Here is a 21,589-nt window from a genome sequence, read left to right on the forward strand (position 1 = left end):
GCCAGTTTGGCCAGCTATGGAGCTTAAGATGTTACGTAAGATAATTGATAATATAGAAGAAATTATTAGCGTCCCTTTAATGGCGGCCTTGCTTGTTGTTTTAACTTGGCAAATTGGCACTCGTTGGCTTCTCAATGATCCTTCTTTATGGAGTGAGGAACTTGCCAGATTGCTCTTCATGTATATGTGTTTGGTCGGATGCGCCATCGCCATTAAGCGAGGTTCCCACGTCAATATCACCTTTTTCTCCGACAAACTTCCCGAAAAAGCGCGCTTGTCGTTAGTCATATCGTTAGAGATTGCCGTGCTGATTTCTATTGGTGCAATCATTGTGCTTGGTTATCAACATGCCCAACGCAATGCGTTCTTTGAATTGATCACATTAGGAATTTCAAGTAGTTGGATGAATTACAGTTTGCCTGTTGGTGGCTTGTTTATGGTGTTTAGACAACTCGAAAAAATCGTCAGCCTTTCGAAGCAATTATTGGGTGTTAATGCATCCGCTCCGATGACTGATTCGCAAGTGACAGAGAGGTAATGAGCGCTATGGTGGGTTCAATTTTTGGTTGGTTGGGGCTGTTATTTGCTGGTATGCCCGTTGGTTTCTCACTTATTTTTGTGGCATTAGCGTTTCTCATTTTAACCAATAGCACAGGGATTAATTTTGCCGCTCAGCAAATGCTGGGGGGGATCGACAACTTCACACTGCTGGCTGTTCCATTTTTTGTGTTAACTGGCCATCTAATGAATAGTGCCGGTATTACAGAAAGAATCTTCAACTTCGCGAAATCTCTTGTTGGTCATATTACCGGCAGCTTGGGTCACGTAAATATCATGGCTAGCTTGTTGTTCTCTGGAATGTCTGGCTCAGCATTGGCGGATGCGGGCGGATTAGGTCAGCTTGAAATTAAATCCATGCGTGATGCGAAGTATCACGATGATTTCGCAGGTGGGCTCACAGCGGCGTCTTGTATCATTGGTCCTCTAGTACCGCCATCAGTACCGTTAGTGATATACGGTGTGGTTTCCAATACCTCTATTGGCGCACTATTTTTAGCGGGCGCGATACCTGGTTTATTGTGTTGTATCGCCTTGATGGTGATGAGTTATTTCATCTGCAAAAAGCGCGGATATATGACATTGCCTAAAGCGAGCCGACGTGAACAATTTAAATCACTTAAAGAAGCGTTTTTATCGCTGCTGACGCCAGTCATTATCATTGGTGGGATCTTCTCTGGTAAATTTACGCCAACAGAAGCCGCTGCTGTTTCATCTCTCTACGCACTATTTTTAGGTACGGTTGTTTATAACACGCTCACGTTACATGGTTTCATCGAAATTCTGAAAGAAACGGTCAATACCACAGCCGTTGTTGCTCTGATGGTTATGGGTGTGACTGTTTTTGGGTGGATTGTGGCTCGTGAACAGTTACCACAGATGTTGGCTGATTATTTCTTAACAATCAGTGATAACCCACTTGTATTGCTTCTGTTGATCAATTTGTTGCTCCTCTTCTTGGGTACGTTTATTGAGTCATTGGCCTTGTTGTTACTGCTTGTTCCATTCTTGGTGCCAGTGGCTTCAGCGGTGGGTATCGATCCTGTTCACTTCGGTGTCATGGCGATACTTAACCTAATGATCGGCATTCTTACCCCACCAATGGGAATGGCTTTATACGTGGTTTCTCGAGTCGGAGATATTCCGTTCCATACGCTTACGCGTGGTGTTTTACCACTACTAGTGCCGCTATTCATCGTATTGGCTCTGGTTGCTGTATTTCCTCAATTTACTCTGCTACTACCGGAATTATTCCTAGGATACGGACAGTAGTTGAACTAGCGAATTTATAGAATTTAAAGGTAAACAAAATGAAAAAATTAACAGGTTTGATTGCTGCGCCACATACGCCTTTCACAAAAGATAACAAGGTTAATTTTGCGGCGATTGACCAAATTGCTGAGCTTCTGATTGAACAAGGAGTGAAAGGTGCTTATGTCTGCGGAACGACAGGTGAGGGGATCCATTGCTCTGTCGAAGAAAGAAAAGCCATTGCAGAACGTTGGGTGAAAGCCGTTGATGGGAAGTTAGATGTTATTTTACATACAGGCGCTTTAAGTATTGTTGATACCATCAATTTGACAGAGCACGCCGAAACACTAGATATCTTTGCTACCTCCGCTATTGGCCCATGCTTTTTTAAACCGGGAAGTGTGGATGATTTAGTTGAGTATTGTGCCCAAGTTGCTGCCGCTGCTCCTTCAAAAGGTTTCTATTACTACCACTCAGGAATGTCGGGTGTGAATCTGGATTTAGAGCAGTTTTTGATTAAAGGTGAACAGCGCATTCCTAACCTTTATGGCGCAAAATTCAATAATGCTGATTTGTATGAATACCAGCGTTGCGTACGAGTATCGAATGGAAAATTTGATATTCCATTTGGTGTGGATGAGTTTTTACCTGCTGGTTTAGCCGTCGGTGCAGTAGGCGCAGTTGGTAGCACTTATAACTATGCAGCTCCTTTATATTTGAAAATTATTGAAGCATTTAACCACGGCAAACACGATCAAGTCGCAGCGTTGATGGATAAAGTGATTGCGATTATTCGAGTATTAGTTGAATACGGTGGTGTTGCGGCTGGTAAAGTTGCGATGCAATTACATGGTATTGACGCTGGTAATCCTCGCTTGCCTATTCGTTCATTGAATGACAAGCAGAAAGCGGATGTTCTTGCGAAAATGCGTGATGCAGGTTTTCTCTCGTACTAAATAGAAGCTTAGGGAGGAATAATTATCCTCCCTAAAAGAAGATTTAAGAACAAATTATCATGATGATGTATTAATAGATCTAGGTCTTTGGTACTTTTATGGTAGTCAAAAGAATATTAAGGGCTCCAAGTGAATTTGCCTAAAAATCTGATGGTTCGATTGCGTTCGAATACCGAACCTTTGAGCAAAAAACTCAGAGTTGTTGCTGATTATGTGCTCGAAAATGCACATGAAGTTCAGTATCAGACGATCACCGATCTAGCGTTTAATACAAAAACAAGCGAAGCCACTGTAGTCAGGCTATGCCGTGATTTGGGCTACAAAGGATATTCGGATTTTAGAATGGCATTGGCTGTAGATCTGAGTCAGTCTGCAAACCAATCTCAGCCCAAAATGGATGGCGATATTTGCGAAATCTCTGCGCAAAGTGCTGTAGATAGCTTAATGGATACTGCGAAACTCATAGATAGAGCTTCACTAAACCGCATATGTGAATTAGTCCATAACGCTCAATTCATTGGGTGTGTTGGGGTTGGGGCATCCAGTATCGTCGGTCGTTATTTAGCTTATCGATTGGTGCGAATCGGGAAAAAAGCCATCATGTATGAGGACACCCATTTAGCCGCGATGAGTGCTGGCCGAAGTGTTTCTGGTGATGTGTGGTTTGCAATATCGAGCTCAGGTTCTACAAAAGAGGTGGTTCATGCGGCCACCCAGGCTCATCAACGCGGTGTGCCAGTTGTATCTCTTACGAATATTAGCCATAGCCCACTTTCGTCTATTTCTGATGAAATGTTAGTGGCTGCAAGGCCTGAAGGCCCTCTCACTGGTGGTGCTTTTTCTTCTAAAGTTGGTGCATTGTTGCTTGTTGATGTTTTGATTAACACACTATTAGATGTTTATCCTGAATACTCGGTATCTGTATTTGGTACTGCGGAAGTGGTTTTACCTTTAATGGATAGCTAGCGGTTACTAACGATGTATTAAACCCATCAATACATCGATAGTTTTTTTTAGTACACGTTGTGAAGATACTTTTTATTTCATATCCAATTAAGAAATTAATCTTCAGAAATAAGGTATAAGGTTTATATTCTGGTTTGGAATGCTCTTTTGTTGAAGTGATAGATTAATTAAGGGAAATATTATGGATATCTCACTTAAATTGCTACCTGAACTTCCAATAGGAATTAAACACGGAGTGGGTGGAATTATAGGTCACAAGTTATATGCAGGGCTTGGTAGTTCTGGAAATGCTTTTTTTGTTTTAGACCTAAAAGATATGAATAGTGGTTGGAAGTCTTCTGCTGATTTTCCTGGAATTGCTCGAAATGATGCTGCCTATACAGTCTGTGGTAACAAGCTTTATGTTTTTTCAGGTGCAGGGATAGAGGGCAATAACAGCTTTCCAACAGTTTTAATGGATGGTTATATATTTGATAGTCAAATCAATCAATGGACACGATTAGAGAGAACACTTCCTACCGGCTTTCTTGGTGCATCTTGTTGTAGTCTATCACCGACGGAGATCATTTTTTTCGGAGGGTATGATAAGGATACTTTTAATAATTTCCTTTCTGATTTGTCAATGATTGATGTAAAAAATGATCCTCATAAGCATAAAGATCTTATGACGAAATTTATGTCTCAACCAATAGATAACTATAATTGGAATAGAAATATTTGGTCATTTACACCATGCAATGAACACTGGTCAGTTCTTGGTGAAAACCAATTTAAGCCTAATTGTGGTTCTGGAATAATTCATAAAAACAACGTTGTAACTTTGATTGAAGGGGAAGTGAAGCCTGGTCTGAGAAGTTTGGAGACTAAGCGCTACTTTTTTAAAGAAGGAAAACTGGAATATTCTGAGAGTTGTGCATCTATTGTTGATATAAGTAAAAGCCATGAGGGGCTAGCAGGGCATTTTTTCGGTGAAATTGACAATAATATAATTGTTATTGGAGGTGCATATTTTATTGGTAGTCAAAACACCTCTATAAAAGGAAATTTATATGCCCATAATGGCCTCATCAAACACTTTAGTTCACATATTTGGGTTTTTGATGGTACATCCTGGGAGAATAAAGGCCAATTAGACGCAGGTATTGCCTATGGTGTTTCCGCTTCAAACGGAAAAGCTATGTATGTATTAGGGGGAGAGAACTCTAATGGTGACGCAATAACAACATGTTTATCATTATTAATAGATTGATTTTTACATAAAAATATATATTTTCGTTAGCTAGGTGAATGTATCAAAAGTGTTGAAATTGTTGTGTTCTCATCAATCCCCAAGGTAAGGGCGTTGATGAGAGCTTTCTTAAATGATTTTCTTAGTATCAAGTTTGAAGTGCAACGATCAGCGATAATATCCAACAAAACATTCCTCAGGTGTTTGAAAGCCCAGATCCAAAAACAGTACGGCAAACATTTCGTGCTCATATCCAGCAAGTTTACAGCGCAAGTATTCCGTGGTGTTTTCCGTACGTGCAAAGGTTTCACCGCGCACATAACGCTGTTCAAGGATCTCTGCTGCTTCTTCCAGTACTCGATGCTCATAAGCTCGTTGCGAGAGTAGATAGCGGTGGCGAGGTAAATGAGTCATAGCCTGCTCCTTAACAATAGTGGGAAGGTTCACAGTGATGACATATATCTAAATTGGCTTTGAATATAGGTAAGGGACTGATTTAACTATTTTTTACAGAGTCAGTTCATCCCATGGGACAACAAGGCATAGGAGAACATCCCATGAGATTTCTGAAACTAAAAGAAGTAATGGAAAAGACCGCACTAAGCCGTTCAGCAATTTACCGCAAGATGAATGATGGCGAGTTTCCACAGTCGGTGAGCTTGGGAGAAAGAGCTATTGCCTGGGTGGAAAGCGAAGTGGATGAGTGGATGGACTTTTGTCTTAAACAGCGATGATGGCGTGATTATACATGCGTCATGTACTATAGCTGAGAGTGTAAGGTGCCTGATTTGTCAATGTGAGTTCTGGTTTGAAACGGTTGACGAGAAATAAGCTGATAGCATCATTTGATGTGCTATCAGCTTTAACACGTTAAGCTGCTCTTAGTTTTGCGATAAGGTCAGCTTCTGTTTTAGCAATGTGATAGGCAGACGAAGAATTCGCATATTTGAATTATCCGTTTCAACAATGACAATCGCATTTTCCGAATCCAATTGATAAATATCAGAATATACCGATGCACCATTAACAAGTTGAATTGGTCCTTTCCATGTCACCTCTTCATCGAAGCTAAACCATAAGCCTAGATTTTGCATGCCATTGGTCCCAGCAGGGCTTCCTTGTGGGTTAGTAAAGAGTAAGAAATGGCTACCGTCACTTTGCTCGAACCGAGTAATAGAAGCATCAACGGTACCAGTACTGATATTGCTAAAGACGTTAGCGTTGTTAGCCTCAAGTAGGCTCCACGTGATTCCACCATCTTTACTCAAAAATTGCTGGCGTGGGCTATAGTTCACACCATTAACGATTTGGTTAAAATCAAGGCGTGCAGTAAGGAGTAGATCACCGTTTTGGAGTTCAATCATATCAGCTTCACTAGGTTCGAGAGTTCTAGGATACTCGAACTCTTCCAGCGAAAGGGGATAGGGAGTGTTGAAGCGGCTTGCCAGTTTGAACCGCCATCATCACTGTAAATAGACATGACGTTCAAGAAGAAACGATCAAGCTGCCGTTTTGGCTGCCACTGATATTTTGTTGTCGAGTAAGGGTTATGCCATGACAACATGCTTATCGTTAATAATAAATTAATTCTTAAATAAACTATAAGTTATTCTTACAGGTAGTTTGGGAGACAATTGGGCACTTAGCGGTTATTCATTAATCTAGAAGATAAATGAGCCAAGGCCCATTAAGGTTTTGCTATGATATTATAACTTAGTTATTTTGTTGTGAATATTAAGAGTGATATTCGAGTGAAAGTTAATATAACAGATCAGATCGTAGAATCAAGACTGAGTTTCATCGATTTCATAATGAAGTCCTGCTACACCTAACATAACTACCTACTGTTCTGATGTTATTTATAAATATAATTTGACGTCTCTAAATAGATAAATAAATTCACCATTATATAAAAATTGTAAAATAAATTATATGAGGCGGCTAAAAATTAATTCATATATTTTGGTTTATTTTCTGTAAATCCAATATCTCAAGGCTCATAGCTTTTGATTTTTTGTTTACAATTCCTATTATTTTGACTTTATTTCCAGACTTTGACAGATTTTTTAATTCACTCTCATCTTTTGGAGAAAGATAAACTAAACCTGTTTCGTCAATAAGTACATAATGATCGCTTTTTTTATCCCATGATATCTTACCAAACAATATAACCTCAGCACGGTTAGAGAAACTATTTTTCTCAACAAGACTATATGCATTAGTTATACCTCTACTGAATATTTGGTTAGCATGTAGAACAGATGGTGTACATGATAAAATAACAATAGTTAAAATATTTAATTTAGTAGTGAGTAATATAGATAAAATTCTACTGATCATAGATGTATAACCTCGAAATTATTCTTTAATTAATTTAATATTTAATAACTCTATAATCTAAATTTATTGAGATGTTGATGTGTATATTAAATGGAATCTGTAATTAAAATTACAATGTGCGATTTATGATTAAACTTGATAATTTATGAAAAAACATTACGAAAATTAAATCCGTTTGGGGTATTTTATTTTGTGATAATAATTGGTTTGCTAAAGACAAATGTGGAATGAAAAAAGGCTGCACAGAGTTTTCCTGCTGTGTTGTCATGATGAGATTTGTAAATAATTTACTCTAAAATCAGCGCTTTATCGGCTGTGCAGACTTGGTTTTAATATTGTGTATTTTTTATTTACCATAGGGTGAGAGAGAGCTCTCTGATTTTTAATAAGAACTTTAAGAGGGTAATATGAGACTTAAAAATTTTTTCAATTATTAGCTACTGCATTAGTAACTAGTGTCCTCCTAATAGGATGTAAGTCTGGTTTTAATGAAAATCTTAATAGCAATAAGGAAAGTATTGCTAATCAAGATAAGCTTTGTTGCGTAAAAGAATAATCTACTTCATCTGTGATTCCTCAAGCGGTAACATGCCCATTAATGCCTTATCGCTTGGTAGATAGCTGGAATCATCGAATAATTTTGTTCTGAATTTTGGCTCCGATTCTTCGTGAATTCACTATTACGCAACAAGGACTAGTAAATATGCATGTTGGTAGATCTTTCTGATCTCACAAGGTGACGAATTTGCTTATTCATCATGTATTGCTCCTATTGAAAGATAGATTATTAAATGCGATCAAAAAACAGCCAACTTATGTTGGCTGTTTTTTGATTATTTTGAATGATCGATACACTTCTGACGGATAAGTTTTGGTCTAGGATGATCATTCTTAGATGAAGAAACGGTGATCTTATCGGATTTTTCTAGATCGACCTCTAATTCCGCACCAAAACCGGCAAAATTAGCTTCAATATTTACATTCCTTTCTTTTCCATCTTTCTTATATCCTAAGCCTGCACTTAAAAGAGGTGTATGTATTTTAATTTTGAATCCTTTTAATTTGAAACCATCAATTTCATCAAAATTTGGTAAATGGGTAATAGGAGTACTATGTTTTTCTACACACTTTACCATTAATATATTGGGTGAGCTTAATGAATGAGAAAGCGTTGGTATAGTTGGGATTTTTTGAATATCGGGCATTGAAAAGCTTCTACTAATCATGCTATCTCCAATTGGGTTTTTTGAGGTTCTAAATGATTTTGTACTTTTTGAAAATAATATCATTAATATTGATATTACAATCATTATCAATGATTATTACTATTTTACAGTTAATTCCTATGACATTTTTTAGTCCTAGTTGTGAACTGAGCTCTTTTATATAATCTATGTCAACATTATTTGTGTTAAATGAACACTCATAGCGTATGTTATTTTTTTCATCTATATTAATGATAAATTTCTGTGATTCGCTGATAAATTTTCCAGCCAGTTCAGCACTTGAAAGATCTGGTATGTTTGAGTCTGAAATAAATATGTTTTTATTATGCTGTATAAAACTATTGTAGTTAAGAATAAAAGTGATGAGGTTCTGACATGCAATGGAAGATAGTACATTAAATTGTTCTTCAGACAAACATGAACGTAAGTCTCTGATTATTTTTTCCTTTTGTCTTTCCATCCCATATTCATTAAGTGATTTTTTTATTTGAGCATTAATCAATGTTCTATCTTTTAAACTGATAGAATAATCGGCTCTTAGAACATCCTTCTCTAGATTGCCTGAAAACAAAGAGTTTTTCTGACCAAATGCAATTTTTATATTGTCGATAAATGAAGTATATCGGTGATTATTATTGAATAATTTTGTCAGAAAGTTGGGTGCTTTTTTAGATGACTCGCCTCTAAGATTAAATATTCTTCTTATGTCAAGTTTAATTGTTGGTTTTTGCGTTACTTCACTATTATGCTGTATATAAAATGCTGATTGTACTTTCGATATTCCTAGCATAAATTTAAACTCATAGTTCATTAATGCCACCTCAATAATAATTAGAGGTGGCATGTGAATAATAATATTTAAAAGATCACTATATAGAAAAAGAAACAGTTTGAGCAGATCTATTATCCGTCATTTTTTGCTCTGAGAGCTCTCTATTATAAATTTCTATTAATAACTTATTTCTTGTTCTTATCTTTTCGTAAATGCGCTCGGTTTTTAGGAACATCTCTTGTACATCGTTGGCAAATTGCTCATTACATACGTAAGGGATTGGAGAGCTCTCTATCCTACTTATTTTTGCTCTATCGCGGGAATTCTTTATATTAACAATAAATTTTGCAAGTTCTCTATCCCCTACTTTTAATGCAGAGGTCGCAGACATGCAGTGCTTTGCTTTGAAATTGTGAAACATAAACGCTATTTTATTCATCTCTAGCTGATTCCTTTATAGTCTGACTCTGATAGAGTACAGATGAAATTAAAAAGTCGCCAAACGAATAATTATTACAATTTGCGGTGTGGGATTTCATGATTTTTCATAGATTAAAGGTGGGAGGGAGTGTTGAATTTTTCTTGAGGCTGACTAGATAATCGCAAAGCTATAGCATGTATATGGCTTTTGATAACTGATAGATATTGGAGTAACCATGAATGTTTTATCTCATCAAGCAGCTGCTACTGACAGCGTGAGTTTAAATGAACGTTTAGATGGTAGTTTGTATAAATTAGATATCAGAGTGTCAGTAACAATAGTGCTATGACGCCTCCACTGCTACCTAAGAAACCGCATCGTTATCCGGTCTAGATAAATTTACAGATATTGGAAATTCCTTGAAGTTAGATACAAGAGTCATATAAGCCATTGAACTCTTATTCTAGTTATAATAAAGAGAATAAACCATATCCAAACCCAGGAGTGGGGTTAGCTAAGTCCCCAGCCTAAGAGAGATAGAATGATTAATAATATTTACTACTATGATAGTGATCCTGGCAATTTTATGGGAAAGCCGGTAATTTTATTTTTACACGGTTTTTTTATGAATCATCAGATGTTCCATCACCAGATTGAGTATTTTTCTGAGAGTTTCAGGATAATTGCGCCCGATTTTAAATGTTTTGGAAAGTCCGCACCAAAAGTTGAACAAAATAGATTCAATGAATGGGTTGATGATATAATAAACCTGCTCAATACATTGCAAGTTGAAAGCTACTGTGTTGTCGGGATGTCTATGGGGGGATATGTTGCTCAAAGGCTTTGTGTAGAGGATAAACACAGGATACTAAAGGCTGTGTTTATATCTACACAAGCTGATAAAGATAATCCAGAAACCATTGAGCAATATCTTACCCTTGTTAATAATTGGGGGGATTTTTCATTAAGAGAAAATATTATATCCTCCTTAAAGGAAAGTTTTTTCGGTAAATGTTCAAAAGAAAGCGAATATTGGGAAGAGTTATGGATAGGTTATGATGATAGAATATTATCATCAGCGATGAAATCTATGATCTCTCGTGATGATTTTATATCACAACTTAAAAATATCAAATGCCCTGTGTTAATTTTACATGGAGATAAAGATCAAGGAATTCCAGTTAGTTCAGCGAGAAAAATGCATAAGGAGCTAATAAATTCAAAACTAAGGCTAATTATTGATGGAAGACATGCTATCAATATAACTCATCATGAGATAGTTAATGCAGAAATAGATTTATTCTTTAAATAATTTACAGATTTAAGAGCCCTATAGGGCTCTTATTTTTAACTTTGCTCAAGGCACTGAGATAGTGTTTTATTATTTGCGATACACATAGTAATCACATGACCGTTACCACTTTCATAGGCTTCAGTTGTAACAAAATAATCTGGAGTTTCATCAACCATCCTAATATGAGGGATAATATTACTTTCATCCTCACCCACAAAGCTTTCAACACTGAATAATCATGTTTTAATGTACCTGCAGAGACTTTTGAGTAAGTTGTTGCATATCCATCTCTATATCCAGAAAGTGTAGCCATAGTATACGGATTCCCATTGATAGAAACTGTAATGAAAGCTGTCATCCATTTATATCCAGAGGTGGAGAATATAGCTTGCTTATTCACTTCTCTACTTGGTAGTCTTTTAATATCACGATAGCTCCAATAGTCTTTTGTATAAACTTCAACGTCACTTGTTGTATTACGTACTACAAAAATAATTTCGTCACTTCCAGGAGAAGGAAAAGGAATAGAAGGGAGCTCAATAGCATGCGCATGGAAGGAAAGAGCAGCAGAAATTAAAAAAGTTTTTTAATCATAAATAATAGCCTATTAACTTATATGATTTTGATTGTTTATATAGGGGGTTCGTTTTATCTTAGATATCACCTTGTTCTATTTCTCCTATTTAAGTAAATTGTTAGCTCTCATGTTAACTGTATTTTACAGCTTTCGTGGGTGAATTTTTCTGAAATGTTTTGTTATAGATTCGCTTAGGATCTTAGTCATACTTTGTGCCCTAGTGTGTTGCTCTTATAGTTTTTTTATATTTTGTCATGTTATTTCAAATTGCTTCCTTTTGTTTCTATGTATTTGGTTTTCTTATATTGTTATCCTCGACAAGCATACCGAGTTATGCTGGATTTATCCCGAGCAAAATTGATTAAAAATGGGGCAGTTATATATTTTATTTTTAGGTGAATATAAAAATGAAAAAGACTTTTCTATCAACCTTGATTGCAAGTTCATTATTAGGCTGTAATCACGATAGCGTGAATATTCCAAATAATGTTATAGTGCCTGGTGTGCCAGAAGTTCCTCAGCTGCCTGAGCTACCATTGCCGCCTGAGGTAATGGTAAATGCAGGGCTAACACTTGATGGTCATCTAAAATTCGTCAACTCTTCAATATTATGTAATGGAGAGCCATCAGAGAATTTTACTGTTTCCCAATCCGATCATGTGACTTGTGTTCTTAAAGCTGACGGTACACCAGTTGCTACCTTTTATTCCCCGTTCGATTCTAATGCAACAGGACAACCAAGTCGTACTCTAGAATATCTGAAACTAATTGAGGCTGAAGAGTATAAATCTAGCTCAACTCGTATTGAAAATATCCAGACTTTGATTAAAGAAATGGGGACTATTCATGGAAATGATCTCGATCTTAGCTTAACGGATACGGCAAATCGTCTTATTTTTAAAAACTACTTAAATAATCAACTTGATCTTGAGCATAATGCTTTTAAAAAGTTGATCCAAGAACGTTTAAGTAATGATGCCCAAACAGACAAACAGCCATCAACACACACTCCAGATGTTGAACCAGCTTTAACTCCTGGAGCGTCTAATGATCTTAGTCAAGCATTTGTTTCTGCGAATGCAGAGCAAAATTTAGAGTACAAACCTAAAGAAATTATTCTAACAACAGGATACTTAGTTGATAGCAAGGAGCGTCCGGTTAATGGAATCGCTTACTTCACTTCTAAAGGGCGAGGCTTGACCGGCTATAAAGATGGCAAATTTATTGGAGATGGCTCATTAGAGTTTTCATGGGGAGATACGATTAACTTCGGTATTGATACTTTTGAATTAGGGAGCACTAGAGGTAATAAAAATAAGATCAAATTACAAGATCTGGGAACTGGTAATGAAAGCAAAAATATCGAAAATCTAGTGATTCGTTTTGCTGAGGTAACAGACCAAGAGATCACTATCACAGATAAAGTGACAGAGGTATTTGCAAAGTATCCGAATGTCATCAACGAGGCAATTTCTCTTTCATTGTCGAGTGAAGATATTCAATTAGATCTAGGTAATGGTCATACTCAAGTGGTTGAAGCTGAATTCGATAAGCAATTTGAATCAGGTTTGGCCTCGGAGATTGACAAAGAATTAGGCAAAAAAGTCGTCACATTCTGGAATTATTTTTCTGAGCCCAAGCAAATAAAGGCGGTTGACTCAGAGGCTCAAAACGTTCAAAAGGATGTTGAGCGTTTATGGGGCGCTACACAACAGGCACAGAGTGAGGGCTGGAAAAAAGTAGAGCGCTTTCATATTTTCCATGATAGTACAAACTTTTATGGAAGTACCGGTAATGCTCGTGCTCAAGCAGCAGTAAACATATCCAATCGCGCATTTCCTGTCCTAATGGCACGGAATGATAAAAACTATTGGCTCGATTTTGGTAAGCCACAAGCTTGGGATGGTAACGGTCTTGCTTACATTACTGAAGCGCCATCAAAAGTTGTTCCAGACAAAGTCGATGGTTCAAATGCGACCTTTAATCTTCCTTTCATCAGCATTGGTGAATTAGGTAAAGGAAAAGTAATGGTCATGGGTAATGCACGGTATAACAGCGTGCTAGTCTGCCCAAATGGCTTTAGTTGGAATGGCAGTGTGAATAACCAAGGTCAGTGCAATGTTTCATCAGATAGTGATGATATGGCTAATTTCTTTGAAAATGCCTTTAAGTATCTGACCGGTAAAAGTGCTGGTACATTCAATGTAGCTACCAATATTCCAGATGTCTATTTTAAGCGTGGAGGACAGGTATTAGGAAGCAAAGCAAGCTACCAAATAGATAAACGTTTTGCTCAAAACACGCAGTATTTAGAGTCCTTTGCTAGCCTTGATCCTAAGGATACTCCGCTAGTTATTGTAAATGCATATGGGTATTTAGGTGAGCAAGGTGGCTTAGGGGCATATGATCTGCCAATGCAAGCAAATCTTGATGATCCTAAGCTCACACAACAAGATATTTCAGATCTGATTACCTATGTGGAGCAAGGCGGTAGTGTCTTGATGATGGAGACAATCAAAGGTCAAAAAGATTCTGGTGTAGTTTCACGTTTGCTGGATGCTGCTGGTATAGCTTTTGGTATTGGGGAAAGTGTTGCGTTAAATGGTAATGGTCCAAATGGAGGCTACCCAGATCGAGTCCGTAGCCAACGGCAAAAAGGTATTTGGGTACTAGAGCGTTATGCTGCGATAGATGGTGGTAGTGGAGAAATGCCAACACTGCCCTATGTCATTAAAGAAGATGGCAGTGTTGAGTGGAAATATATTGTTGAGAATCGTCCCGATGATAAACCCAAGCTAGAAGTTGCTCGTTGGACAGAAGTAGATGAGGAAGGAAATAGCAAAGAGCAATTAGCGTTCATCGATGAAGCAAGCTTCTATAAAGATGGTCAGCTTGATAATGCTGCTCTCACAATTGCTAAAAATCGCATTTTAGATGCATTTAAAGATGCTTCTGGTAAGCGAGTTTATGAAGAATGTAAGAATAGTGAATATCACTATGAAATCAACTGTCTAGAATATCGCCCAGGAAACAAGATTCCTATTAGTGGAGGTATGTATGTTCCTAATTATACCGAAATGAAATTAGGTGAACATGAAGCGAAATCGATGGTCAAAGCGGCCAATATTGGTAGTAATATTGAAGCTTTGTATCAACATGAGCGCTATTTTAGAACACGAGGGAAGCAAGGTACTCGTTTAAATAGCGTGGATATGAATCGCATCTATCAGAATTTATCAGTATGGTTATGGAATGATCTGTCATACACATATGATCAAAATAAAGATGATGAGCTAGGTTTTAAGCGTTTTACAGAGTTTCTTAACTGCTATACAGACGACAAAGCTGGTGGAAACACGACTTGTCCAGAAGAGTTGAAACTCGAACTTCAGCAAATGGATATGATTTATGCTGAGGGGGAGTTTGCTGGCTATATGAATCCAAGTTATCCACTGAACTATATGGAAAAACCATTGACTCGTTTGATGCTTGGTCGTTCATTCTGGGATCTGGATATTAAAGTTGATACTCGACAATTTCCGGGAGTAGCATCATCAACATCAAGTTCAGGAGGCACTATTACTCTAGATATGCGTAATAATGTAACAGCTTGGTTTGCTGGTAACCGTCAAGCAACGGGACAATGGGCACAAGCTCATGTTCCATTTAAGGTAAGTGTGAGCGGTGAGAAGGCCCCAGTAACCATTACGGTTGCATTAGCGGATGATTTGACTGGTCGTGAAAAACATGAAGTTGGATTAAAACGTCCACCAAGAATGACCAAGTCATTTGTTATTGGTGGCAATCGTGCAACAAGTGAAACAATCACTGTGCCTTATGGTGGCTTAATTTATGCTCAAGGTGGTGACTCTGAAAATGTTCAGTTGACCTTTACTGGAACACTGGCTGCCCCATTGTATATGGGTGATCGCTGGGTGAACGATATTAATTCGCCGGCCCCAGTGGGGGATATTGTAAGTAAGTCCTTTATTTACACGGCACCTAAGGCGAATCTTCATGCAGAAAACTACCCAGGCGGGGTGGAGCAGTTTGCTAAAGATTTAGATCAGTTCGCATCGGATCTCAACGATTTCTATGCGAGAGACGAAGGTCTTAATGGTCAAGCGAATCGCAAAGTGACAGGGGGGGAGAATCCAAATAGCCGCCATCATTTTGTCAATGATGTGGCAATCAGTATTGGTGCAGCGCATTCTGGTTACCCTGTTATGAATAGCAGTTATAATTTGGACAGTAACAATATTAATACTACACCACTGAATGATTGGTTGTTATGGCATGAAGTGGGCCACAATGCCGCAGAAGCCCCATTTGTAGTAGAAGGTGCGACAGAGGTAGTCAATAACTTGCTAGCTCTGTACATGCAAGATCTGCATACCGGAAAAATGACGCGAGTTGAGCAGGATATTCGGGTTGCACCTGAGTTTGTTCAGGCTGAACATGGCCATGCTTGGGCTGCTGGAGGAGCCGCCGAACGTTTAGTTATGTTCGCGCAACTGAAAGAGTGGGCAGAAAGTGAGTTTAATATTCGTGACTGGTATCAAGATGATTTACCAGGCTATTATTCTGAGGTTGATGGTGTAAAAGGTTGGAATTTGTTCAAGTTGATGCATCGATTAACACGTAATGAAAGTGAAGGAATTTTCGATCTCAAGAATAATAATGTATGCCGCCTACAAGGATTAAATAAGAGTGATCAGCTTATGGTATGTGCTTCTTATGCTGCACAAACTGATTTGACTGACTTCTTTAAAGCATGGAATCCAGGGTCAAAAAGCTTTGTCTATCCAGGAAGTTCTCAACCAAGTTATGAGGGAGGGATTACTCAACAAGGTATAGAACTAGTGAAAACACTTGGATTGAAAAAGCCCAAACTGCAACCAGAAGCGATAAATACAATTACGATTAGATAATAACCTTAAAAGCCCAAGCCAAAGCTTGGGCTTTTAAATAGATTAATAGAGGTGAATTCTATGATAGATTTTTTGTATGTAAGTACACTAAAGGGATGCTTGGATGAGTTGCAATATGGATGTTCAGATTTAAATAAAATGGATATAAAAAAGATTACCAATGTGTCTAAATCTATAGACACAAAGGAACTAAAATTTTTATTAAATAGGAAAAAAAAAGCGTTTGATGATAGTCCAGGAATAGTAACAAACAAGCTATTTCCACAACTACCATTACCTAAAGATGTAATAGGCACATTAGTAAAAATTCAAAACGATGGGTATTTGATCTATCCAATGGATGGATCAACCCCAAAAATACCAGAAGGACAAGTGGATTTTATCATATCAGCTGATGAAGCACTGAGAGTATTGTGTTTCGAAAAAAATACTGTATATGAGAGAAAAGAGTTGAGAGATAGAGCTATTGGAGCAATTAATTATGGACATTCATCACTAGCTTTTAAAGAGGATGGGGTCAGTATAGCTACCAATCCTAAATTATCGATGGAAAGAAGAAAGTCCTTATCTACAGAACCTGTACTATTAGCGGGAACAATATTTTTTCCTGATCATGATAATCCAGTTGTCGGAGGAGGGGAGATGCTCTATTGGACTAATGATAGTGGTCATTTTAAACCAGCGCTTAAAGAAGCTTTCAACAATAGAATAGGTTTTGTTAAAGATATTTTACCTATGCAAAAATTCATTCCATTTGATGGTAGTAAAAAATAAAATACTCGAATTGTAAAGAAAAGACTATTTACTATTAAGAGTATTTTAGCTACTCCAAGAAGTTCTTTAAGTTCTTTAAGTTCTTTAAGTTCTTTAAGTTCTTTAAATACATCTTGGAGTAGTGTAGAAAACTAACTTTTTTTGAGTGATCTATTTAAGTGTGAAGGTAAACAACTCTCATTAAAACGCCAATGTGTTGCTCCTAAGACTGCAACATCATAATATTCAGTTGATAGATTTTTAAATTCATCATTGTTAAATATTGACTCTGGTAAAGACTCCATAAAGGAACCTGGTTTATATGGAATTCCAACTTTTTCCGCCACAGCCATAACTTCATGATAGCTATGCATTCCTCCACCAACCAAATACCCTAAGATAGCTGCACAGTATTGTTTCTTTAACTCTGTAGTTTGAAGTTGTCCGAATGCTTCTGCAGCCTGAAATAAGGTTCCCGTCGTACCGGATATACCTGCACCAAATAACAAATTTCTTGTATCTAAGTCATCGTAATAGTCATTAGCTTGAGGATGACTCAGTCTTTTCTCATCACGTATGAACATATCTATTGCGCGTTGTCTGGACTGTACTTTTTCCGGTTGATTTAGATGTGAGTCAGAGGGTAATAAACCAATAGTTTCACAAGGAAGGACTGGAGATTTTTTACGTATTCTTCCTCTGGTCTGAGGATCATCGAACCAGTCTTGTCGAACAGTTTCTGCTAATGAAAGGTATTTTTCTCTTTGCTCACATTCATAAGATAGTAATACCTTTCTTCCTATAGCATCATGTATGGCTAATTTTTGTTCTATTGTCCCAGTTTTAAGAGTCTGAAGAATAGTTTTTAAGACATCTTCCGAATCGATGGATTCTACATTATCTAATGATATACGACCAAAACTGGAACGACCATTCGTCCAAAAATAGTGGCCAATTGTTTTTTTTATGAAATCTGAAAAGACCCTACCGTTTTCGATATGTTTTAATTGAATAAAATTGATAATGCCTGCGGATACATTGTCAACAGCATCTTTTGTGATAGACGGCTCTTTGAGTATTAGAGAAGTAAGCAATGACTGATATTCTTTTTGGCGAGATAAACTAGTCTGACAATCGTATGGCTTTAATCTTACTCCATCAACATTATGGTTGAAGCCGAGATGCTCGCCATAATTTGAATAAATAACTTTTCTTTCATCTGTTATGGCGTATGGAACAAAACATCGTCCATCAGTACAAATTCGATTTATATTCTTTAATACTCTGGAGTGATTTTCAAAGGAAAGTAAAAGAAAGGGCCCTTTTGGGTTTTCGATGTTTTTTATCATTAAACCTGATTGTGGATTTTCATTTTGTGAGTGAGAGCCATTAATACGATTATGATGCGAGAGTACAGATTTTAGCATAGATAAATCCTATAAAAAAACGACTTCCATGTCCTTAATTAGCTATGTCCATAATAGCGGATATAGGGCGACGACGTTAAAAATACAACATCACTAGGAGATATTATTTTCCGATATTATACTTTTGGAAAATATCAAAAGCTTCTTTGCTTGACAGATAATCATAAAAAGCTGTGGCTTCTTCTGATGCACCTTGCTTTATAGTAACATTGAGATCACGATATATTACACGATCTGGTTCAATTTCAATCATGTCAGCTTTTTCTGTATTAGCATGATACCATTCTGGCCAAGTGATCCACGCATCTGCTTTTTCTTGTTGTTGATTACCTAGGAATGCTTTAGCAGCTGCGCCACTGCCTGATGCTTGATAAACAATTTTCGAACGAAACTTCTCAACATCTTCAAGCTTACCTTTCCTACCAACGATGTCCTCCCAAAGTGCAGTAGCAGACGTTACAGATTTAAGTGTCTGATTATTAACTACAATTCTTTTGACTTCTGGATTGTTAATTAAATCTTCAATTCCATGTATATGTTTAGGGTTACCCTTTTGAACTAAAATGACAGCAGGTCTTAAATAGATAGATTTACTAAGTTTCGACGTAAAGCCGTACTTCTTGAACTCATCTTCTAAGACGGCATAATAGTTTTCAGATGTCCCCCATAGAATATCTGCAGGGCCTGTATTGCAGCTTTTATCTAGTCCTTTCGCACAACTTTCCCAAGTTGTATATGGTCCTGGATTAATATTAATTTTGATGTCTTTAAACCGATCATTTTCTTTAAATTTTTGTACTATTTCATTTAATGCATGGTGAGGGCCACCAGCACCATATAGATTTATTTCGGCAGAAATGACCGAATGGCTTACTGATAAAGAAAACAAACTAAGAGCTAATAGCTTACCGTTCATTGACTACTCCTATAGCACATATTCAACTCACTGATGAGCGAAGTTTCACTTAGTTTTGATCAAAATAATAGAATAACAAAAGTGAATATTTTTGTAGTTTTGCGTCGAGCATTTCTGCATCTTTTTCTTTGAAATTACCCTTGGCGTCTTTTGTATTCATGTTATTTCAGTTTTTGTCAGGTTGTTGTTCTGTACAATTACACGCGTAAAAATATGTACTTCATTATAGGTGAGAATGTATGCCGATAATATCTAGTATACCATTAAGATATACTTTGGGTATGAGTGTTACTACAAGCACGATTGACATTTTTGCTAAAGATATAAAATCAATAACACAACAATTAGATGAAGATAAAAATAAAAAATTGATTTCCATGATGGAAAGATACCTCTGTCGTGGGAGAAATGGTATAAAAAAAGAAAAAATTAATAATATTTTATCGAATATTAATAATGGAAAACCCCAAAAAAACGTCTTAGATTCAACCATTTCTGAACATGCAATTCCTTGTTGTCTATCATTGTTGGAAGAGGGCGTGTCTTCAGGAAGGATAAGTAAATTTGAAGGTACACATAGAATTGTCTATATCGATGATGATACAGGGTTCGGTCTGAAAATTTTAAAAAATGACAGCTCATGGTCCAAATGCTTTGCTGCTGATCTCCGACTAAACGAACTTTATCAAGATAAGAGATTTTATTCTGGTAGGTACGCAGCCTTTTCAAACTATAAAATAGTGCATATAGAAGATGACCTTTTTGATGGCAAGTTTATAAAGGCAATTTTCTTCAGGAAAATTCCTGGTTGTGAGCCATTGAGTAGATGGGATCAAATACCACTGTCAATACTCTTGAAATTAGAGTCTATGGGATTCATGCCTTTTGATATAAAACCAGATAACTTTGTTAAAGTTAAAAATGATAATGACCAATACGAGTATGTTCCTATCGATGCTAAGTTAATTGGAAAAATTAATACAGGTAGTTTTAGAACGGTAAGGGTTTTAGAACTACGTGAACAACAAGGTCCATATTGTTATTCAGGGAAATATGTAGATGTTGCACAATGATCTTAAAAGACTTAAAAATCGAGTGAAAAGAATTCGGCAGGAAGTCAAAGATTCTATTGAAATGGATAGGGATATAAGCGTTATTAACCAAAAGCTAGAAAAATTAGATGCGGCCCAAAAACAATATGAAAGAGCTTATGCATTTTGGTTTCAATCTAAAATTTCTAATTCATACACGGTAACACATTAAAAAAAGCCCCTTTTGGGGCTTTTTATTGTCATCCCTAAACCACCGCTTTTAGCGGTGGTGATTGTCCCTAGGGGCTTTTGCCCGAAAATGCGCCCATGTTAGAAGACAAACTCTTATTCACCATAAGTAAGAGGATTCAAATAACATGGGCGACTACAGAAGTTCATCACACGTCTATTGGCGTTGCAAATATCATATCGTTTGGACACCAAAATTTCGTTTTAAGATCTTAAAAGGTAATGTAGCCAAAGAGCTAAATCGTTCGATCTACATTCTTTGTAATATGAAAGATTGTGAAGTTTTGGAACTCAATGTTCAGCCAGATCATGTCCACTTAGTTGCGATAATTCCGCCCAAAGTATCGATTTCGACGTTGATGGGAGTTTTAAAGGGTAGGAGTGCAATTAGGCTATTCAACAAGTTTCCACATATCAGGAAAAAGTTATGGGGAAATCATTTTTGGGCGCGAGGCTATTTTGTGGATACGGTAGGTGTAAATGAAGAAATCATTAGACGGTATGTACGGCATCAAGACAAAAAAGAGCTTGAGCAAGAGCAGCAGTTAGAGTTATTGAGAGACTAACAGCGTCGTGGCCCCCTTTTAGGGGGCTTATATTAAAACCGCCTTCTAAGAAGGCGGATTTTTATTTTTTGTGTTTTTCCCTTCCTACTTGAAGCTGCAGCGGTGTTGGCTAGACTCGTTCACCCCA

General features: G+C 37.1%; 18 protein-coding genes and 3 pseudogenes. 12 read left to right on the forward strand and 9 right to left on the reverse strand.

Annotation, left to right across the window (positions count from 1 at the left end):
• Positions 1-16: 16 nt before the first annotated feature.
• From CEQ48_RS09925 to CEQ48_RS09945, 5 genes are all read left to right on the forward strand, one after another.
• Positions 17-538, forward strand: a complete 522-nt coding sequence (locus CEQ48_RS09925; RefSeq protein WP_089071130.1) for a TRAP transporter small permease — start codon at positions 17-19, stop codon at positions 536-538.
• An 8-nt stretch (positions 539-546) separates the two neighbouring features.
• Positions 547-1,830 carry a sialic acid TRAP transporter large permease SiaM gene (siaM, locus tag CEQ48_RS09930; protein ID WP_089072366.1) on the forward strand — a complete coding sequence of 428 codons (1,284 nt, stop codon included), beginning with the start codon at positions 547-549 and terminating at the stop codon, positions 1,828-1,830.
• 38 nt (positions 1,831-1,868) lie between these two features.
• Positions 1,869-2,765, forward strand: a complete 897-nt coding sequence (locus CEQ48_RS09935; protein ID WP_089071131.1) for a dihydrodipicolinate synthase family protein — start codon at positions 1,869-1,871, stop codon at positions 2,763-2,765.
• Positions 2,766-2,894: 129 nt separating this feature from the next.
• Positions 2,895-3,731 (forward strand): MurR/RpiR family transcriptional regulator, encoded by an 837-nt coding sequence (locus CEQ48_RS09940; RefSeq protein WP_089071132.1) that lies wholly within the window; start codon positions 2,895-2,897, stop codon positions 3,729-3,731.
• A 181-nt stretch (positions 3,732-3,912) separates the two neighbouring features.
• Entirely contained in the window at positions 3,913-4,980 is a 1,068-nt protein-coding gene (locus CEQ48_RS09945; RefSeq protein WP_089071133.1) for a YjhT family mutarotase, read from the forward strand.
• 195 nt (positions 4,981-5,175) lie between these two features.
• Here CEQ48_RS09945 and CEQ48_RS09950 read toward each other — a convergent pair.
• Positions 5,176-5,373, reverse strand: a pseudogene (locus CEQ48_RS09950) (hypothetical protein); the annotation flags it as partial.
• 143 nt (positions 5,374-5,516) lie between these two features.
• Between CEQ48_RS09950 and CEQ48_RS09955 the strand changes: the two are divergent.
• Positions 5,517-5,693: an AlpA family transcriptional regulator gene (locus CEQ48_RS09955; RefSeq protein ID WP_001211490.1), complete on the forward strand. Its 177-nt coding sequence runs from the start codon at positions 5,517-5,519 to the stop codon at positions 5,691-5,693.
• A gap of 147 nt (positions 5,694-5,840) precedes the next feature.
• Here the strand turns inward: CEQ48_RS09955 and CEQ48_RS09960 are convergent.
• From CEQ48_RS09960 to CEQ48_RS09985, 5 genes and pseudogenes are all read right to left on the reverse strand, one after another.
• A pseudogene (locus tag CEQ48_RS09960) lies at positions 5,841-6,516 on the reverse strand (sialidase family protein); the annotation flags it as partial.
• A 396-nt stretch (positions 6,517-6,912) separates the two neighbouring features.
• Positions 6,913-7,299: a hypothetical protein gene (locus CEQ48_RS09965; RefSeq protein ID WP_089071136.1), complete on the reverse strand. Its 387-nt coding sequence runs from the start codon at positions 7,297-7,299 to the stop codon at positions 6,913-6,915.
• 833 nt (positions 7,300-8,132) lie between these two features.
• Entirely contained in the window at positions 8,133-8,525 is a 393-nt protein-coding gene (locus CEQ48_RS09975) for a hypothetical protein (protein ID WP_089071138.1), read from the reverse strand.
• 28 nt (positions 8,526-8,553) lie between these two features.
• Positions 8,554-9,336: a hypothetical protein gene (locus tag CEQ48_RS09980; protein WP_089071139.1), complete on the reverse strand. Its 783-nt coding sequence runs from the start codon at positions 9,334-9,336 to the stop codon at positions 8,554-8,556.
• 58 nt (positions 9,337-9,394) lie between these two features.
• Positions 9,395-9,736: a hypothetical protein gene (locus CEQ48_RS09985; protein WP_089071140.1), complete on the reverse strand. Its 342-nt coding sequence runs from the start codon at positions 9,734-9,736 to the stop codon at positions 9,395-9,397.
• A gap of 523 nt (positions 9,737-10,259) precedes the next feature.
• Between CEQ48_RS09985 and CEQ48_RS09990 the strand changes: the two genes are divergently transcribed.
• Complete coding sequence (locus CEQ48_RS09990) at positions 10,260-11,030, forward strand: alpha/beta fold hydrolase (RefSeq protein WP_000609378.1); 771 nt, start codon at positions 10,260-10,262, stop codon at positions 11,028-11,030.
• 35 nt (positions 11,031-11,065) lie between these two features.
• On the opposite strand, the pseudogene CEQ48_RS20615 reads toward CEQ48_RS09990, so the two are convergent.
• Positions 11,066-11,586, reverse strand: a pseudogene (locus CEQ48_RS20615) (thermostable direct hemolysin-family toxin).
• 410 nt (positions 11,587-11,996) lie between these two features.
• Here CEQ48_RS20615 and CEQ48_RS10000 point away from each other — a divergent pair.
• Positions 11,997-16,520 (forward strand): SslE/AcfD family lipoprotein zinc metalloprotease, encoded by a 4,524-nt coding sequence (locus CEQ48_RS10000; protein WP_089071141.1) that lies wholly within the window; start codon positions 11,997-11,999, stop codon positions 16,518-16,520.
• 60 nt (positions 16,521-16,580) lie between these two features.
• Entirely contained in the window at positions 16,581-17,294 is a 714-nt protein-coding gene (locus CEQ48_RS10005; protein ID WP_089071142.1) for a hypothetical protein, read from the forward strand.
• A 131-nt stretch (positions 17,295-17,425) separates the two neighbouring features.
• On the opposite strand, the gene CEQ48_RS10010 is transcribed toward CEQ48_RS10005, so the two are convergent.
• Positions 17,426-18,700, reverse strand: a complete 1,275-nt coding sequence (locus tag CEQ48_RS10010; protein WP_089071143.1) for a hypothetical protein — start codon at positions 18,698-18,700, stop codon at positions 17,426-17,428.
• Positions 18,701-18,803: 103 nt separating this feature from the next.
• The gene (locus CEQ48_RS10015) at positions 18,804-19,616 is read right to left on the reverse strand and encodes a substrate-binding domain-containing protein (RefSeq protein ID WP_089071144.1); all 813 of its coding nucleotides are present in this window, start codon (positions 19,614-19,616) and stop codon (positions 18,804-18,806) included.
• Between the two features lie 239 nt (positions 19,617-19,855).
• Here CEQ48_RS10015 and CEQ48_RS10020 point away from each other — a divergent pair, with 239 nt between their 5' ends.
• From CEQ48_RS10020 to tnpA, 3 genes are all read left to right on the forward strand, one after another.
• Positions 19,856-20,689, forward strand: a complete 834-nt coding sequence (locus CEQ48_RS10020) for a hypothetical protein (protein WP_089071145.1) — start codon at positions 19,856-19,858, stop codon at positions 20,687-20,689.
• Positions 20,676-20,879, forward strand: a complete 204-nt coding sequence (locus CEQ48_RS10025) for a hypothetical protein (protein WP_017686341.1) — start codon at positions 20,676-20,678, stop codon at positions 20,877-20,879. Before CEQ48_RS10020 ends, CEQ48_RS10025 begins: the two co-directional genes overlap by 14 nt.
• A gap of 145 nt (positions 20,880-21,024) precedes the next feature.
• On the forward strand, positions 21,025-21,462 hold the full coding sequence (gene tnpA, locus CEQ48_RS10035; protein WP_000503164.1) for an IS200/IS605-like element IS1004 family transposase: 438 nt from the start codon (positions 21,025-21,027) through the stop codon (positions 21,460-21,462).
• Positions 21,463-21,589 lie beyond the last annotated feature (127 nt).

This window comes from Vibrio tarriae, from assembly GCF_002216685.1.
In the GTDB taxonomy this organism is placed as follows: domain Bacteria; phylum Pseudomonadota; class Gammaproteobacteria; order Enterobacterales; family Vibrionaceae; genus Vibrio; species Vibrio tarriae.

Bases quoted from the DNA above. Each gene is read 5' to 3' on its own strand.
- CEQ48_RS09925 (WP_089071130.1), top strand. From the start codon at position 17: ATGGAGCTTAAGATGTTACGTAAGATAATTGATAATATAGAAGAAATT.
- siaM (WP_089072366.1), top strand. From the start codon at position 547: ATGGTGGGTTCAATTTTTGGTTGGTTGGGGCTGTTATTTGCTGGTATG.
- CEQ48_RS09935 (WP_089071131.1), top strand. From the start codon at position 1,869: ATGAAAAAATTAACAGGTTTGATTGCTGCGCCACATACGCCTTTCACA.
- CEQ48_RS09945 (WP_089071133.1), top strand. From the start codon at position 3,913: ATGGATATCTCACTTAAATTGCTACCTGAACTTCCAATAGGAATTAAA.
- CEQ48_RS09955 (WP_001211490.1), top strand. From the start codon at position 5,517: ATGAGATTTCTGAAACTAAAAGAAGTAATGGAAAAGACCGCACTAAGC.
- CEQ48_RS09965 (WP_089071136.1), bottom strand. From the start codon at position 7,299: ATGATCAGTAGAATTTTATCTATATTACTCACTACTAAATTAAATATT.
- CEQ48_RS09975 (WP_089071138.1), bottom strand. From the start codon at position 8,525: ATGATTAGTAGAAGCTTTTCAATGCCCGATATTCAAAAAATCCCAACT.
- CEQ48_RS09980 (WP_089071139.1), bottom strand. From the start codon at position 9,336: ATGAACTATGAGTTTAAATTTATGCTAGGAATATCGAAAGTACAATCA.
- CEQ48_RS09985 (WP_089071140.1), bottom strand. From the start codon at position 9,736: ATGAATAAAATAGCGTTTATGTTTCACAATTTCAAAGCAAAGCACTGC.
- CEQ48_RS09990 (WP_000609378.1), top strand. From the start codon at position 10,260: ATGATTAATAATATTTACTACTATGATAGTGATCCTGGCAATTTTATG.
- CEQ48_RS10000 (WP_089071141.1), top strand. From the start codon at position 11,997: ATGAAAAAGACTTTTCTATCAACCTTGATTGCAAGTTCATTATTAGGC.
- CEQ48_RS10005 (WP_089071142.1), top strand. From the start codon at position 16,581: ATGATAGATTTTTTGTATGTAAGTACACTAAAGGGATGCTTGGATGAG.
- CEQ48_RS10010 (WP_089071143.1), bottom strand. From the start codon at position 18,700: ATGCTAAAATCTGTACTCTCGCATCATAATCGTATTAATGGCTCTCAC.
- CEQ48_RS10015 (WP_089071144.1), bottom strand. From the start codon at position 19,616: ATGAACGGTAAGCTATTAGCTCTTAGTTTGTTTTCTTTATCAGTAAGC.
- CEQ48_RS10020 (WP_089071145.1), top strand. From the start codon at position 19,856: ATGCCGATAATATCTAGTATACCATTAAGATATACTTTGGGTATGAGT.
- CEQ48_RS10025 (WP_017686341.1), top strand. From the start codon at position 20,676: ATGTTGCACAATGATCTTAAAAGACTTAAAAATCGAGTGAAAAGAATT.
- tnpA (WP_000503164.1), top strand. From the start codon at position 21,025: ATGGGCGACTACAGAAGTTCATCACACGTCTATTGGCGTTGCAAATAT.